Source organism: Ignatzschineria larvae DSM 13226, from assembly GCF_038500265.1.
GTDB lineage: Bacteria > Pseudomonadota > Gammaproteobacteria > Cardiobacteriales > Wohlfahrtiimonadaceae > Ignatzschineria > Ignatzschineria larvae.
The window spans coordinates 1,690,826-1,709,688 of record NZ_CP150637.1 but is presented as its reverse complement, the minus strand read 5'-3'; the positions used below and the strand labels follow the sequence as shown (position 1 = coordinate 1,709,688).

General features: G+C 40.9%; 1 protein-coding gene (cut by a window edge). It reads left to right on the top strand.

The genetic code is table 11. From position 1 onward, the window contains the following. Positions 1-580: 580 nt before the first annotated feature. On the top strand, positions 581-18,863 hold the 5' portion of the coding sequence (locus tag WMO13_RS07040) for an Ig-like domain-containing protein (protein WP_342386825.1). It continues 10,052 nt past the right edge of the window; only the first 18,283 of its 28,335 coding nucleotides appear in the window; its start codon is at positions 581-583; its stop codon lies beyond the right edge, outside the window.

The window sequence follows — 18,863 nt, the reverse complement described above, 5'->3', positions numbered from 1 at the left end:
TGATTCTGTTTAGTGAAATATTTTATATATTTATGGAAGTATTTTTTCTGGAAATGCTAGATAATGGCAGAAGGTTTATAAAAAATGTTTATTTACGTTAATTTACGTGATTGTAAAACCGTCATGCATAATAATTTGATATTATTTTTAGTAATTAAACAATGTAGTGCCTTTTTGTGTTGAAAACACTCTGTTGTGTCATTTGGTTTGAACTGAATTTCATTAAGCTTGTAACCCGATGAATGTAGTTCCTTTAAGAAAATGGATTTTGAGAAAATATATGAAAATTAATTCGTCTAGTTTTAATACTGTCTTGAAAAATGGTCTGTGTCGAAGAACATCATTTTTTAGTCTGTCTAGGGCTAAGAGTATATTCTATGTGTTATTAATGTTATTTTTTGTATTGTTTGCATCAGTTTCCTATGCTCAGGTTACTCCAATTCAGCCGCATAACAATCTCTATTCGTGTGAAAAGCTCTATGGTGGGGCAGAAAATAATGGTTTATATGAGATACATATAGACCCATTGACGAAGAAAATAACGGGTTATACTCGGCTAGCTACATCGAATCCAGCTCGAATGATGAGCACGATCGCTTTAGGGGCAGAAGGAGGCCGAAGTTCAGGTAAGCCTTTGTCTATGTGGGGATGGAATTGGGATAATAATAGAAATCCCCAAACATTCTATCAACAAGTGTCTGGAGAATCTAATATAACCGAACATATAGTTAGCTGGGCCTCAAATCGTTATCGAGATGGTGGTGAAATGAATCAGCTTACTGGAGAAATATACTTTACAGGAGCTACATCTAGTCGAATCGGTTACGAAGGTCAAACTGGCTTTGATTATAGCCAGGTTATTAGTATTTGGAATCCTGTTACGGGTGCTACAGCTTGGAATACAGGTTGGAAAATGTTAAACGAAGATCTTCGAGGTTGGTATACAGGAACCGATAACGCGATTGATGCTGAGGGTAATATGTATATTATTGCTCGGAACGGAAATAATGCCAAGTTAGTGAAAGTTGAAATCCCAAGAGACGCTAGTGGTTCACCACTCACTCAGGATTATTTTTATTCTGTTATCACGGATTTTGGAAATGTCGGTTATGCTAATAATATTTTTGGAATGGGCTTTTTTAATGGTCTTCTCTATGTGACTTATGATGGTAATCGGCTATATACTTTTAATACGTTAACAGGGGAGGTTATTTATCAGGGGAGCGCGCCAATTAATTTTTTTGATCTTGCGAGTTGCCAAGTCGCACCCGTCATTAGGGGGCGGGTATATAAGGATGAAGAAGGCTTAGGGAATATAACAGATTCAATGCAAGGCTTATCTGATATTGCTGTTGAGATTTGGCGAGGGGATGAATATGTTGGTGAAACACGCACTGACTCTAATGGCCAATACTCCTTTCTTGTTGACTCTACAAAAGGTTCTGAATTTAATATCGTAATTTCAAAGCCTGAAATAGATGGGGTCCCTGCGGTTCAAACTTGGGCAGGAAGTAATAATCCCGTGAAGAACCCTGTTGATCCTTTTTGTATGAATGCGGAAGGTGTTTCTTCGGCGCGAATGGGGGATGGGTTCTGTAGAGGGAATAATTTGAATTATAGTGAGGCTCTCAAAATAGGTGTAGAAAAGGCTTATATTCGAACTCGTGTTATAATGAATAGTGATGAAGAGGTTGCTTATGCTAATTTTGCATTAACGGCTGTTAAAAATAATTCTACAAGTGGAACATCACCTGTTTATCATATCGCACCTGGTGTTAACGGTAGCGGAGAACTCGATGATAATCTGAATTTCTTACGATTGGGCGACAAGGTATTTCTCAATGGGCAAAACCCAGATGGGGTTGAATATAAAAACATTGATGGTGATTACGTTCCTTTAGCCAATGATGAGGAAGCTTCTGTATTTCTAGTGGGAAATACTTATGACTTGAGAGTGAAAGTGTCTGGTGCTCAGAAAGCATTAGGGCATCTTGGCGGTTGGATCAATTGGGGAAACTCAGGTTCTTTAACAGGATACCCAACTGCATTTGATATTGGTCAAAATATATCAAGCGATGGCTATTATAACTTTAAGTACACCGTGCCAGCAGGCAGCGTCAATATTTTAAATAAAACATCGGCTCGATTTAGGGTTAGTACGCGTGATGGTTTAACTGCAACTTCTCAAGCAGCAGCGCTCGATGGTCAAGCTTGGGCGATTGATGGGGAAGTCGAAGATTATAATGAATTATATTTAGCAAGTGGTGCGATCTATCTACGCACCAAATCTTTGGGAGGTACAGATACTTTCCATTACAAATTATCGAACATTTCAACTATTACGCCTTCTGTATCTGAGTCGAGTATCACTACGATACAAGAAGATCAAGCTGTACGAGATAAAGCGATTCATGTGTATGAAAGGGTTGGGCAAGATATTGTTATCACACAAACGAGCGAATCAAACCCAAGTTGGAATTTAATAGAGGCGGAATGTACGATAGATAATCGTCCTATTGATGTTACTCTAACTAATGGCTCATTAACGGTGAGCGGTACATCGGTTATAGAAGGGAAAGCGATCATTTGTACATTGACAAATTCGCTTGGTCCTCGTTTGGGGTTCACCAAAGAAGTAGGCAATCGTTATAAAGCGGAAGATCAGTTTACGATTCAAATTAAAGATGGAGAGACTGTCGCTCATTCAGCAACTACGGTGGGCACAGAAACTTCGGCAGAAATTAAACCATTGACTTTAGAGAGTGGTAAAACTTACATATTAACAGAAGTAATGGCGGGCAATGATCAAGTTCGTTTAAATCGTTATGATGCTACGATCAGCTGTACGAATAGTGCTAAATCAAGTAAAACAGTACTTCCATCAGGGGGTGGGAAGTCGTTTTCGATCACGCCTACAAATGGCGACAATATCAGTTGTAGTATTACTAATACAACCGTTGTTCCTGCGCCAGATAAATCAACAATAGTAGCGGAGCCACCAAGTATTGAAGCCAATGGTTCAAGCACATCAACCATTACAGTACAAGTTGTGGATTCAAATGGTAAGCCAATTTTAGCAGGCGGCGATACGGTAGAAATTTACTTTACAAATGAATCTGATCATAAAGGATTTTTCGTTGGTCAAGAGCCAACAGTGTCGAGAGTTGTGGCGACAGATAATAATGATGGGACTCATTCCATCGAAGTTGCATCAAATCAGACATGGAGTGAAGAATCATTTAGTTATACTGTAAATGGTGAAGCTGGTAATGGTAATGCATTAGTAAGTTATACGGCAGGAGCTGTATCAATAGAAAGTAGTGTTATTGAAGTTGCACCAGAACAAATTACGGCAAATGGCGAAGATTTTGCAACAATAACCGTTACACTACGCGATGCAAATAATAACCAATTGGCGAATTCTATTAAAGGAGATAGCACTCAATATGATGTTTCTATCCACTTTGTAGATGATGCTAATAAAATTGGTTCTATTACAGAATTTAAAGATAATGAAGATGGTACTTTCACTGCTAAAGTGAGCTCAACAGTGATTGGTAGCGAAGCTATTACATTTACGGTAGATGCAGCAACCTCTTCTCAATCAAAGCCGATTACATATGTAGCTGCTGAAGCTTCATTAACTAATTCGAAAATTGAAGCGAATCCAGAGAAAATTACAGCAGATGGCAAAGAGAAAGCGATATTAAAAGTAACGCTATACGATGCCGAAAATAATATTATTACCAATGGTCTTAATCCGACAACAGAGGAACCCTATGTTGTTGAAATTCATTTTGTAAAAACAGATGGTACTATTGGTACATTGACAGCTACAAACAAAAATGATGATGGTAGCTATACTGCTGAAGTAAGTTCAGAAAAAGCAGGTTCAGATGAGTTTGACTTTACATTAGATGGCGAGCAACACGCAGGTCCTGTATCTGTAACTTATATTGCGGGTACTGCAAATAAAGATGCATCAACAATTGCTATTGAGCCGAAATCAATTACCGCGGATGGTGCTGATACAGCAACGATTACTGTAACGTTGTTTGATGCAAATAATAATCAATTAACAACTGGTTCTGATCTTGAAGGGAATCCTTATACTGTAGAAATTTTCTCAACAGAGGCTGCAGGTAGTACGAAAGGGGATTTAGCAGAGTCAGTTACAAATAATAATGATGGAACATTTACGATTACATTAACTTCTAAAGTGAAAGGGAATGAGACCTTTGGCTTTAGCTTGAATAGTGAACGTTCTAGTAAAACTGATAATATTACTTATACGCCAGGTAGCGTTGATTTGAGTCAATCGACTATTGTTGCAGTGCCAAATGAAGTTGTAGCTGATGGGGATGATTTCTCAATTATTACGGTACAACTGAAAGATGCGCAAGGTAATAACTTGAATTCTAATATTGGAACCGTTTCAATCACAGGTTTAGTATTGCCAGTTCAAGCCGGTGAGAAAGTGGCTGCGACTTATATTGATGAAGGTCGTTATGAGCTTAAAGTAACTTCTGTAAGAGCAGGCTTGAATAACGACATTAACTTTGAAGTGACTGTTGATGGTTCAGCACAAGCAGGTCAAGGAGAGAAAGCGAGTATCGACTTTATCCCAGGCCCTGTGGATCTTAATCAATCAACCATCACCGCAAATCCAACAGCGATTGTTGCGAATGGTGAAGAAATTTCAACAATTACTGTACAGTTAAAAGATTCACAAGGTAACAACCTTCGTGCAAGTAATGGTACAGTCACATTGATCTTCAATGATGGTGCGGGTACTCAAGGTACTGTAACAGATGTTGTCGATAATCAAGATGGTACTTATACAGCGACAATTAAATCAACAGTTGCGAATGTAACGGATAAAGTGAATTTTGCACTTGACGGGGCAGCTGCGTCTGCAACGCCTGCGCATATTCAATATAATCCAGGTGAAGTGAGCCTTGAAACCTCTACAATCACAGCAAATCCAAAAACAATTGAAGCCAATGGTACAGCTGAATCAACAGTAACAGTCCAATTAAAAGATAGTCATGGTAATGACATTAAAACACCGTTGAGTAATGGCGTGATTACATTGACAACCAATGGTGCTGTTGTGGGTACAGTTGCAAATAATGGGCAATTAAGCTACAGCGGTGATGGTAAGTATATTGTAACGGTTACATCTGATACTACAGGTAGTGATACCTTTGGATATAACATTAGTAACGTAGGGGATGGTGTTAACACTGAGACGATTACTTATCGTACAGGTGGAATTAGCTTAACAGAATCAACACTTGATGTAGCGCCTATTCAAATTGTAGCGGATGGTACAGATGCAGCGATTGTTTCAGTTCAGTTACTTGATGCAAATAAAAATAAACCAGAAGAGATGCCAGGTGTTGTATACCTTACAGGATTAGAGAAAGGTAAGACGGCAGATGGTTCACTTCAAATGACCCATGTTGGGAATGGTTTATATCAGATTACAGTGACCTCAATAGTCGCCGGAGTTGATCATTTAGGCTATGAGTTTGGTGAAACAGAAGATTCACGTGCAGCAGGTAGTGCGAAGAAAGATTTAACTTATGTTGCAGGTGAGGTGAGTCTTGTTGAGTCTACGATTGTCATCAATCCAAGCTCAATTACAGCAAATGGACAAGCGAGAGCAAATGTTACAGTTCAATTGCGCGATGCAAATCAAAATCTTATTACAGACAATAAAGGGTCTGTGACGTTAGTGGGTCTTGAAATCGGTAATCTCTTAAATGCGGAGAATAATGCATTAACGTTCCAAGGCGGAAGTTATACCGGTATCATTACTTCAACGAAGACGGGAACTGAAAATGTGGGCTTTACCCTTGAGGGTGTTGCAGGTAATAGTGAAAAAACGGCACCCATTACTTATGTGCCGGGTAATGTGAGTAACTCATTATCAGAAATCTCAGCAGATCCATTATCGATTGTTGCAGATGATGAAGAATTCACAACTATTACTATTCAGTTAAAAGATGGTCAAGGTAATAACCTTGATAGTGAGATCGCTGGAACTATTGCGCTTACAGGTGTAGTTAGTGGGCATATAGCAGAAGCGATTCATTATGTTGGTGAAGGCGCTTATCAAGCGACAGTGAAATCACAAAAAGCGGGTGTTGATAATATTGGATTTACAATTAACAACAACCCAGGTCAAAACGGAACAACAATTGCCGTGACTTATACTGCAGGCGATGCTGATCTGTCGAAATCAACATTAACAGCAAATCCTGTAGAGATTGTGGCGAATGGTACAACGACTTCTACGTTGACTGTTCAGCTTTATGATGCCTTTGGTAATAAGATTACTGAAGCGCGGGATAATGTGGTAGTTATCTCTATAAAAGAAGGATCAACTACAGAAGCGACATTAACAGAGACAGTAAAAGGAACGAATGGTACTTATACTGCACGTGTAAGCTCAAATAAATCTGGCGTAGATCATTTTGACTTCTCTTTAGATGGTGTTCAAGCGAACATTACAGATGTAGCCGTGACCTATACAGCTGGCTCAGCAGTAGCTGCAAACTCTGTGATTACGGCAGATCCGAAAGAGATTTTAGCAGATGGAACAGTCACATCTACCTTAACGGTACAGTTACGAGATGCAAATAATAATGATTTAACAGCAAGTGCCGGGGATATTGTTCGTATTGTCAGTGAGAGCAATCCAGTATTAGGTGTTATTTCTGCAATTACAGATAACAATGATGGAACCTATAGCGCGACAGTAACTTCGATAAAAGCTGGAGTTGAGAGTTTTGGGTTTACAGTATCAGGAGCGAAATCGACTTCAACGGATTCAGTGACCTATCTGCCTGGTGCAGCTTCTGCGACAACATCAGAAATAGCAGTACAACCAGCCGTTATCACAGCAGATGGAGAAACGCCTTCGACTGTGACAGTAACGTTACGTGATATTAATGGTAATAAATTAATTAGTAATGGTAATGGTGCAGCGGTTGTCTTAAAAGGTGTGCTTATAGCAACAGAAGGAAACATTACTTTAACCTATGATGGCGGAGAGACTGGGACTTTCTCAGGAACGCTTACGTCTACAACAGAAGGTGCTGATACAATTGGTTTCACCTTAAATGGAACAGAAGCAACAGGTTCGAAAGCGACAGCGGTATTAACTTATCGTTCAGGTGGGTATGATTTAAATACCTCGACAATTACCTTGAGTAAGCCTGAAATTACAGCAGATATGAACGATTCTTCGGTAGTAACAATTACTATTGTGGATAAGAATGGTAATGCGGTAAGCGATGATCTTACTATCGCATTAACAGGCTTAGATAATGGACAGTTAGTCTCAGCATTAGTAAAAGAAGGGAATGTTTATACTGGTACGATTATCTCAAATAAAACAGGTGAAGATAATATCGGATTTACGATTGATGGTTCTGCTGCAACGGGCAAAGAGACCCTCAAATATGTTGCGGGAGATTATGATTTCTCAAAATCAACGATTAGCGTAAACCCAACATCTATTGTAGCGAATGATGTACAAACAGCGCTTGTCACAGTGCAATTGCGAGATAAATATGATAATAATTTAGATCGTGCGCTTGAGGAGACTGTATCTCTTGTAGCAGACTCATTAGTTTTTGGTAAATCAGCAGAAGCGAGTGAAAGTTTAAACTTCGCTTATATGGGTAATGGTCGTTATGAGTTACGAGTGAAGTCAATTAATAGTGGAACAGACCAGTTAAATTATCAGGTAGGTACAAGTATAAATAGTGGTGCTAAAGCAGCCTTAACTTATACTGCAGGGCCTATTAGTCTAGACAAAACTACGATTGTAGCTGATCCTGATTCGATTGTTGCAGATGGTACAGAGCAAAGTACAATTACCGTGCAATTTAAAGATGCATTTGATAATGACATCACTACTAATGTGGGAACCGTGAGTCTAAATGGCTTCAGAGCGGGTGCTGGCTTAGTGGGTTCTATGCAGTATGCAGGTGCTGGTAAATATATTGGTAAAGTGGCATCGACTAAAACGGGAACAGATCATATAGGCTTTACTATCGATGGTGTTGGTTCTGGTGATCAAACTGCAGAATTGACATATACAGCAGGTGAAGTGGATATAGATCAGTCTACAATTAGTGCTCAACCTAATACAATTGATGCAGATGGTGTGGCGACTTCTTTAATTGTCGTGCAGCTTCGAGATGCAAAGGGAAATATTGTTCCAACAGATAATGGCTTAGTTGTTCTCGTTGGTTTAGATCTAGGTGAAGTTGCTGCAGATATGACGTTTATTGGGAATGGGCGTTATGAGGGTCGAGTGAAATCGACGACGTCAGGGACTGATACTTTGAGCTTTACTTTAGCGGGAGGCGATCGATCTAAATCTCAAACGACAGTAACTTATAAGCCAGGTAAATATGATTTAAGTACGTCCGAGATTAGTGTTAACCCTGCTTCAATTGAAGCGAATGGTAATGCAATATCAACCGTTACAGTTCAGTTGAAAGATAAATTTGGTAATGACACTGAAGATGGTGCTGCTGTTAATGTGGTTTTAACTGGGTTAAATATCGGTAAGATCGATAATCCACAATTAACTTTCAAAGGTAATGGTCTTTATACAGGGGTTATTACTTCAATAGTTGCGGGAAGTGAGACATTAAGTTTCACAGTTGATAATGACGCTCCATCTGCCGATAATCCGAAAGGTAAAGCGACAATTACTTATACAGCTGGCTCAGCGGATCCGTCTATTTCAACGATTACAGCAACTCCTCGTCGTATTTTGGCGGATGGAACGGCTATTTCAACCATTACGGTACAGTTGAAAGATTCAAACGGCAATAATCTTGCGGACAATATTGATCCGACAACTAAACAGCCTTATACCGTGGATCTCTCATTTGTAGGTGAGCATGTAGGGGTTATGAATCCTGTATCGGGAGAGATGACTCATATAGGCAATGGTGCATTCACTTTGACGGTGAGTTCAAAAGTGGCGGGTACGGATAAATTCACTTTTGCTGTGAATAGTGTGACGCCGGACAATAAATTGACTAATGTAACTTACTATTCAGGGGAACCTGATGCGGGTAAATCTACAATTGTCGCTTCAAAGCCAACTATTACAGCGGATGGTGTTGAAGAATCGATCTTAACAGTGACCTTAATGGATGCGGAAGGCAATATTGTAGATCCAAGTAAATACCCTGAGGCTATTAAAGCTACAGTTGTAATCTCTCCGCAAGAAGTGACGGAAGGTGTAAGTGTAAGTGCTGTTACTCCTGTAGGTGATGGTACATATACAGCGACTGTGAGATCTACTGTTGCGAAAACAGATACATTTGAGTTTACGTTTGATGGAGCGAAAGGTACTGATACTGCATCGGTTGAATATGTAGCAGGTGCGGTAGATGGTAGTCATTCATCGATTACTATTACTCCAGATAAAATCTTAGCAAATGGTGTGGAAACCGCTGAAGTTACAATTATTCTCCGTGATGCAAATGAGAATATTATTACTAGTAACGTGGGGTCTGTGAATTTAACAGGTCTTGTGATAGGAAGTGCAGCGCAATCTCAAAATCTTGTAATGGGAGAGGATGGAAGTTATAAAACGACTATTAGTTCTATTCTTCCTGGAAAAGAGGATGTTGGTTTTGAAGTTGTAGGGTCAACAGGAACAACTCCTTCAGTAACACCGGCACCAATTGAATATACACTCGAGAATGCGGTTTTTGATGATGGTAAATCTACAATTGTAACCAATCCAAAATCAATTACAGCTGACGGTAGTGATAAATCAATTGTGACAGTAACATTGAAGCATGAAGGGACAGATACGCCACTTTCAGGTTTAGGTATCAATGAATTAACTCTTGTTAGTAAGAAAGAGGGGCAAGCTGATCTTATTGGTGATGTGACTCCGAAGGGTGAAACAGGTGAAGGTACAGGTATCTATACATTCGAAGTAACTTCATTGTTATTAGGTGATGATCTCTTTGCATTTGCTTTAAATGGTACGACTTCAACGAAGACAGATGTAGTTGAATATACTACTGGTGGGGATATCTTTGATCCTGAGCAATCAAGTATTGCGATCGATAAAACAGAGATCGTTGCAGATGGTGAAGAGTTTGCGACAATTACTGTAACGCTTAAATATGAATCAGGTGCTCCAGTTATTGGTGCGACAACGCTTACATTGATTCCATTTAACGATGGTGAGACTTTAATCGGTCAAATCGATAATAATAACCAGGCTAAAGATAATGGTGATGGCACATATACATTTACCGTTCGATCTGAAAGTGTTGTTGGTAAGGATACGTTTGGTTATAGAACATCTAGTACGACGGGAACTAATAGCGTTGATTTAACGTACACCACAGGTGGCGATGCGTTTGATCCAACAAGATCAACGATTGTGATTCGTTCAGAAATGACACCTGAGAATGGTGAAACAGCGGATATTCTTGCAGATGGTATCGATGCAGCGACCGTGACAGTAACACTTAAATATAAGTCAGGTGTTCCTATGACGGGTGCAGAAAGCCTTGTATTAAATGGTGTTGATAACGGTACAGTGTCGCCAGTGAAAGATAATCAAGATGGTACGTATACTTTCACGGTGGTATCAGCGAATAATAAAGTAGCGACCGACACGATTGGCTTTGAAACAACAAGTACGAAAGGCTCAGATACTGTTACGTTGAACTATACAACTGGTGGCGATATCTTTGATCCAACAAGATCAACGATTGTGATTCGTTCAGAAATGACACCTGAGAATGGTGATACAGCGGATATTCTTGCAGATGGTATCGATGCAGCGACCGTGACAGTAACACTTAAATATGAGTCAGGTGCACCAGTGATTGGTGCGGAAAGCCTCGTATTAAATGGTGTTGATAACGGCACAGTCTCGCCAGTGAAAGATAATCAAGATGGTACGTATACTTTCACGGTGGTATCAGCGAATAATAAAGTAGCGACCGACACGATTGGCTTTGAAACAACAAGTACGAAAGGCTCAGATACTGTTACGTTGAACTATACAACTGGTGGCGATATCTTTGATCCAACAAGATCAACGATTGTGATTCGTTCAGAAATGACACCTGAGAATGGTGATACAGCGGATATTCTTGCAGATGGTATCGATGCAGCGACCGTGACAGTAACACTTAAATATGAGTCAGGTGCACCAGTGATTGGTGCGGAAAGCCTCGTATTAAATGGTGTTGATAACGGCACAGTCTCGCCTGTGAAAGATAATCAAGATGGTACGTATACTTTCACGGTGGTATCAGCGAATAATAAAGTAGCGACCGATACGATTGGCTTTGAAACAACAAGTACGAAAGGCTCAGATACTGTTACGTTGAACTATACAACGGGTGGCGATATCTTTGATCCAACAAGATCAACGATTGTGATTCGTTCAGAAATGACACCTGAGAATGGTGAAACAGCGGATATTCTTGCAGATGGTATCGATGCAGCGACCGTGACAGTAACACTTAAATATGAGTCAGGTGCGCCAGTGATTGGTGCGGAAAGTCTTGTATTAAATGGTGTTGATAACGGTACAGTCTCGCCTATGAAAGATAATCAAGATGGTACGTATACTTTCACGGTGGTATCAGCGAATAATAAAGTAGCGACCGACACGATTGGCTTTGAAACAACAAGTACGAAAGGCTCAGATACTGTTACGTTGAACTATACAACGGGTGGCGATATCTTTGATCCAACAAGATCAACGATTGTGATTCGTTCAGAAATGACACCTGAGAATGGTGAAACAGCGGATATTCTTGCAGATGGTATCGATGCAGCGACCGTGACAGTAACACTTAAATATGAGTCAGGTGCGCCAGTGATTGGTGCGGAAAGTCTTGTATTAAATGGTGTTGATAACGGTACAGTCTCGCCTATGAAAGATAATCAAGATGGTACGTATACTTTCACGGTGGTATCAGCGAATAATAAAGTAGCGACCGATACGATTGGCTTTGAAACAACAAGTACGAAAGGTTCAGATACTGTTACGTTGAACTATACAACGGGTGGCGATATCTTTGATCCAACAAGATCAACGATTGTGATTCGTTCAGAAATGACACCTGAGAATGGTGAAACAGCGGATATTCTTGCAGATGGTACGGATGCAGCGACCGTGACAGTAACGTTGAAATATGAGTCAGGTGCACCAGTGATTGGGGCGGAAAGTCTCGTATTAAATGGTGTTGATAACGGTACAGTCTCGCCTGTGAAAGATAATCAAGATGGTACGTATACTTTCACAGTGGTATCAGCGAATAATAAAGTAGCGACCGATACGATTGGCTTTGAAACAACAAGTACGAAAGGCTCAGATACTGTTACGTTGAACTATACAACGGGTGGCGATATCTTTGATCCAACAAGATCAACGATTGTGATTCGTTCAGAAATGACACCTGAGAATGGTGAAACAGCGGATATTCTTGCAGATGGTATCGATGTAGCGACCGTGACAGTAACACTTAAATATGAGTCAGGTGCGCCAGTGATTGGTGCGGAAAGTCTCGTATTAAATGGTGTTGATAACGGTACAGTCTCGCCTGTGAAAGATAATCAAGATGGTACTTATACGTTCACAGTAGTCTCAAAAGAGAACAAAGTTGCGACTGATACCATTGGCTTTAGAACTGATGGAACAGTGGGTGCCGATACTGTTACATTGAACTATACAACGGGTGGCGATATCTTTGATCCAACAAGATCAACGATTGTGATTCGTTCAGAAATGACACCTGAGAATGGTGAAACAGCGGATATTCTTGCAGATGGTATCGATGCAGCGACCGTGACAGTAACACTTAAATATGAGTCAGGTGCGCCAGTGATTGGTGCGGAAAGTCTTGTATTAAATGGTGTTGATAACGGTACAGTCTCGCCTATGAAAGATAATCAAGATGGTACGTATACTTTCACGGTGGTATCAGCGAATAATAAAGTAGCGACCGACACGATTGGCTTTGAAACAACAAGTACGAAAGGCTCAGATACTGTTACGTTGAACTATACAACGGGTGGCGATATCTTTGATCCAACAAGATCAACGATTGTGATTCGTTCAGAAATGACACCTGAGAATGGTGAAACAGCGGATATTCTTGCAGATGGTATCGATGCAGCGACCGTGACAGTAACACTTAAATATGAGTCAGGTGCGCCAGTGATTGGTGCGGAAAGTCTTGTATTAAATGGTGTTGATAACGGTACAGTCTCGCCTATGAAAGATAATCAAGATGGTACGTATACTTTCACGGTGGTATCAGCGAATAATAAAGTAGCGACCGACACGATTGGCTTTGAAACAACAAGTACGAAAGGCTCAGATACTGTTACGTTGAACTATACAACGGGTGGCGATATCTTTGATCCAACAAGATCAACGATTGTGATTCGTTCAGAAATGACACCTGAGAATGGTGAAACAGCGGATATTCTTGCAGATGGTATCGATGCAGCGACCGTGACAGTAACACTTAAATATGAGTCAGGTGCGCCAGTGATTGGTGCGGAAAGTCTTGTATTAAATGGTGTTGATAACGGTACAGTCTCGCCTATGAAAGATAATCAAGATGGTACGTATACTTTCACGGTGGTATCAGCGAATAATAAAGTAGCGACCGATACGATTGGCTTTGAAACAACAAGTACGAAAGGTTCAGATACTGTTACGTTGAACTATACAACGGGTGGCGATATCTTTGATCCAACAAGATCAACGATTGTGATTCGTTCAGAAATGACACCTGAGAATGGTGAAACAGCGGATATTCTTGCAGATGGTACGGATGCAGCGACCGTGACAGTAACGTTGAAATATGAGTCAGGTGCGCCAGTGATTGGTGCGGAAAGTCTTGTATTAAATGGTGTTGATAACGGTACAGTCTCGCCTATGAAAGATAATCAAGATGGTACGTATACTTTCACGGTGGTATCAGCAAATAATAAAGTAGCGACCGATACGATTGGCTTTGAAACAACAAGTACGAAAGGCTCAGATACTGTTACGTTGAACTATACAACGGGTGGCGATATCTTTGATCCAACAAGATCAACGATTGTGATTCGTTCAGAAATGACACCTGAGAATGGTGAAACAGCGGATATTCTTGCAGATGGTATCGATGCAGCGACCGTGACAGTAACACTTAAATATGAGTCAGGTGCGCCAGTGATTGGTGCGGAAAGTCTTGTATTAAATGGTGTTGATAACGGTACAGTCTCGCCTATGAAAGATAATCAAGATGGTACGTATACTTTCACGGTGGTATCAGCGAATAATAAAGTAGCGACCGATACGATTGGCTTTGAAACAACAAGTACGAAAGGCTCAGATACTGTTACGTTGAACTATACAACCGGTGGCGATATCTTTGATCCGACACAATCAACGATTGTGATCCGTTCAGAAATGACACCTGAGAATGGTGAAACAGCGGATATTCTTGCAGATGGTACGGATGCAGCGACTATCACAGTAATGCTTAAATATGAGTCAGGCAAACCAGTAATTGGTGTAACAAGTCTTGTATTAAATGGCGTTGATAACGGTACGGCATCGACCGCAACTGGTAATGGTGATGGAAGTTATACCTTCACAGTAGTTGCGAAAGGTAGTGCCGTAGCAAATCTTAAAGATACAATCGGCTTTGAGACAACAAGCACGAAAGGTACCGATACTGTGACGTTGAACTATACGGCAGGTAACGGTAACTTTGACCCTAATAGATCATCGATTGTTGTAAGCCCAACAGAGATTAATGCAGATGGAACATCAACAGCAGATGTAACAGTCGTGTTACGCTATGCAAATGGTGCGCCATTAGTGGGTTACAACGGATTAGAGCTTGTCTCTAAATCAGGTGGCTACTTAGTGGGTGATGCAAATGTTGTAGGCCCAGCGTCTATTGATAATGAAGATGGTACCTATGTATTCACAGTCACTTCGAAAGAGGGCGTGGTTGGTACCGATATCTTTGGTTACAAAACAGAAGCACGTGAAAGCACCAATACAGCGAGCTTAACATATGTGGCAGGATCGGCATCAGCAGAGCATAGTGAATTAACTATTAATGGTGATGTTAAACCAGTCACAATTAAAGCCGACGGTGAAGAGCGTGCAACAGTTGTTGTGACATTGAAAGATGAAGCAGGCAATCCGATCACTACAGGTGTAGATGCAAATGGTAATGATTATGTTGTGACCTTAACGGGTGTGACAACAGGTAATTCAACGCCTGCAGCACGCATGACTAATAACGGTGACGGTACATTCACAGCCTATATTAACTCAACAAAAGCATCTGAAACTGCGGATACGATTGGTTTTGAGATTAATAGTGCAGTGGGTGGTAATACAGTTGACTTAAGCTATGTAGCAGGCGATGTCGAGCTTACTAATACCTTGATTGTTGCAAATCCTGCGGCGATTAGTGTTAGTGATGGTGGTGTTCAGTCAACGATCACAGCGACGTTACGAGATAAGTTTAATAATGTCATAGTGGCCACTGAAGATTTAGGAGCTACGATTGTAGTTTCTCAAGATGGTGCCGGTGATGCAAGAAGCTTAAGTGCTAGCGCGATTGATGAAAGTGGCAATATTGTTGCAACGGTTTCATCGACCAAAGCGGCAACTGATAGCTTTACTGTTGAAATTGCAGGTAAAAAAGCGACTGTGGAAGCACAAGTACGTTATACCCCAGGCGCAGCAAGTGCAGCACATTCAACGATTGAAGCGCAGCCGATTGAAATCTTAGCGGATGGTACAAGTAAATCGCGTGTTACTGTTCAGTTAAAAGATCAATTTGGTAATAACTTAACAACGCAAGGCGGTAGCGCAACCACTGTTCAATTAACGAATGTGTTAGTGGCAGATGGAGTGTTAGCGACAAGTGGTAAAGTGACAGCAAGCTATATTGCGAACGGTCAGTTTGTAGTTGATATTACGTCAACAAAAGCAGGCTCAGACACAATTGGTTTTGAAGTAAATGGTGAAGTAGGTGGTTTAGAATCAGATAAACCTACGGCGACTATTACTTATACAACCGGTAATGTTGACCTTAACCAATCAAGCTTCGTAGCGGCACCAGCGACAATCGTTGTGAGTGAAGGTGATAATCAATCGACATTAACAATTACATTGAAAGATGTGAATGGTAATGTGATTCCTGCAAGCGATGCTTACGCAGTAACAGTAGGTACCGTGGATGCAGCGATTGCAGATAAGATCAGTGCGGTATCGATTGATGAATCAACAGGCACTTATAAAGTAACAGTAAGCTCAACGAAAGTAGGCACAGATACGTTCTACTACGCCGTTGATGGTTCAGCGAGTCCAAACCTTGTAACAGTCACTTATACTGCCGGTGCGATTGATTTAACACAATCAACCATTACAGCGGTTCCAAGTGAAATTGCGATCAATAAAGCCGAAGCGATTGCTGAGCAAGAAGCATCAATCGTGACTGTTGAGTTGAAAGATCAATTTGGTAATACGGTGACAGGACGTGCTGAAGTTGCGTTAGAAGGATTAACGCACGGTACAATCCGTAGCCAACGTTTCAATACAGTAACAGGCCTCTATACTTTTGATGTAATCAGCAAAGATTACACAGAAGGAACCGATACAGTGACATTTACTGTAAATGGTGAAGCTGCGACTGGTAAAGAAGCGACAATTACCTATAAAGATTTTGCAAAAGGAGTGGTGAATCTTGCTAAATCGACAATTGTAGCTGATCCAGAAGTTATTACAGCAGATGGTACAACCACTTCAACCTTGACGGTAACGTTGAGAGACTATGAAGGTACAGCTGTTGAGAATGCGGAAGGTACTGTTGTAATCACAGTTGAAGGTCAAGCAATCGGTACATTAGTAGCGGGTGATACAGGCTATACAGCAACAGTGAGCTCAACGAAAGTGGGTACAGATAGATTTGGCTTCACTTATGAGGGTGCGAAAGCAGCGGATACAGCAGTTGTAGAATATACAATGGGTGAGTTTGATCCTTCGCAATCAACATTAGTCGTTGCGCCAAGTTCAATTACAGCGAATGGTCGTGAAGTAGCCACAGCGATTGTGACGTTGAAAGATGCAAACGGTAATGTGTTAACAAGTGACATGTCACCAGTTGAGATGACGTTTGTAGGCGATCAAATCGGTACAGTGAATAGTGGCAATAGCACAACATTCACATACTTAGGAGAAGGTCGTTATACTGCATCGTTAACTTCAACGGTAACAGGTACTGATACAATTGGTTACACAGTAGGTGCTGATGCAGTCGCCGGCGAGGCAACAAGCGATGTGCGTTATGTTGCAGGTCCAGTAAGCTATGAGAAATCAGAGATTACTGTAAACCCAGCGGCAATTGCAGCAGATGGTACAACTGAAGCCACTGTCACTGTTCAATTGAAAGATGCCTTTGGTAATAACATTACAGCAGATCGTGGAACTGTGACCTTAACGGGTATTACATTAGGTGCTGCGAGTGGTGTAACGTTTGATAACGGTGTTTATACAGCGACAGTAACCTCAACGAAAGTAGGTCAAGATAGTATTGGCTTTGCATTGAATGGTGTAACAGCTAATGATACGGCGGTGCTTGAATATACAGCGGGTGATGTTGACTTAACGAAATCAACGTTAGAAGCAACACCACAAACAGATATTCCAGCTAATGGTTCAGCAAGCTCATTCGTGACCGTGACATTGAGAGATGCGCAAGGTAACGTTGTAGCAGGTAACCAAGGTGTTGTAGTCTTGACCGGTATTAGTGATAAAGATGGTAAAGCGATTACATTAACTTATAACGATACAAATTCACGTTATGAAGGTACGGTATCGTCAATCATCGCAGACACTTATACTGTGGGCTTTACGTTAGATGGAGAAGCAGGTACTGATACGAAAGACATTACGTTTATCGCATCAGGTGCAAGTCTCTTGACATCATCAATTACTGCGGATCCAAAAGAGATTAATGTTAGCCGTGGCGATATTACCTCGACTATTACGGTTCACTTAGTGGATGCGTCGGGTAATGTCATCGAGGAGAGTATTGGTGATGTCGTTGTGATTCGTGCGCAAGGAGCACATGTTGGAACATTAAGTACAACCACCGATAATGGTAATGGTACTTATAGTGCAACTGTTTCTTCAACGAAATCAGGTACAGATACCTTTACCTTCACAATCTTAGGTGAAAGCAGCGCGAAGAGCACGACAGTCACTTATCATGCGCTTGATGTGGCAGATCCAAAACAATCGACTATTGGTACGATCAATGTATCGCCTGCCATCATTAAAGCAGATGGTACAGCGAAAGCGGATGTTGTGATTACCTTAAGAGATGAGTTTGGTAATAATCTTGAGAAATCACCAAGCAACGTAGGCGATATCGTATTAGCAGGTCTTGAGCATGGTACAGTTGCAGATGGTGGTCTAGTCGATAATGGTAACGGTACGTTAAGTACGTCGATCACTTCAACTGTTGAAGGGGATGATACAGTTTCATTCACGATTGCAGGTGAACCATCAGCGTCGAATGCATCAGTCTCTTATCGCAACGCAGGTCTTGATCTTGCAGGTTCAAGCTTTATAGTAGAACCAAATGCAATTGATGCAGATGGTGAAGCAGCAGCAACGGTAACGGTGACGCTTGTTGATATGGAAGGTAATCCATATACAGCCGATACAGTGGTGACTTTAACAGGCCTTAACTTAGGTACACTTCATATTAATGGTGGTGTTTCTAATACAGGTATCTTAGAAGGTAGTAATCCAT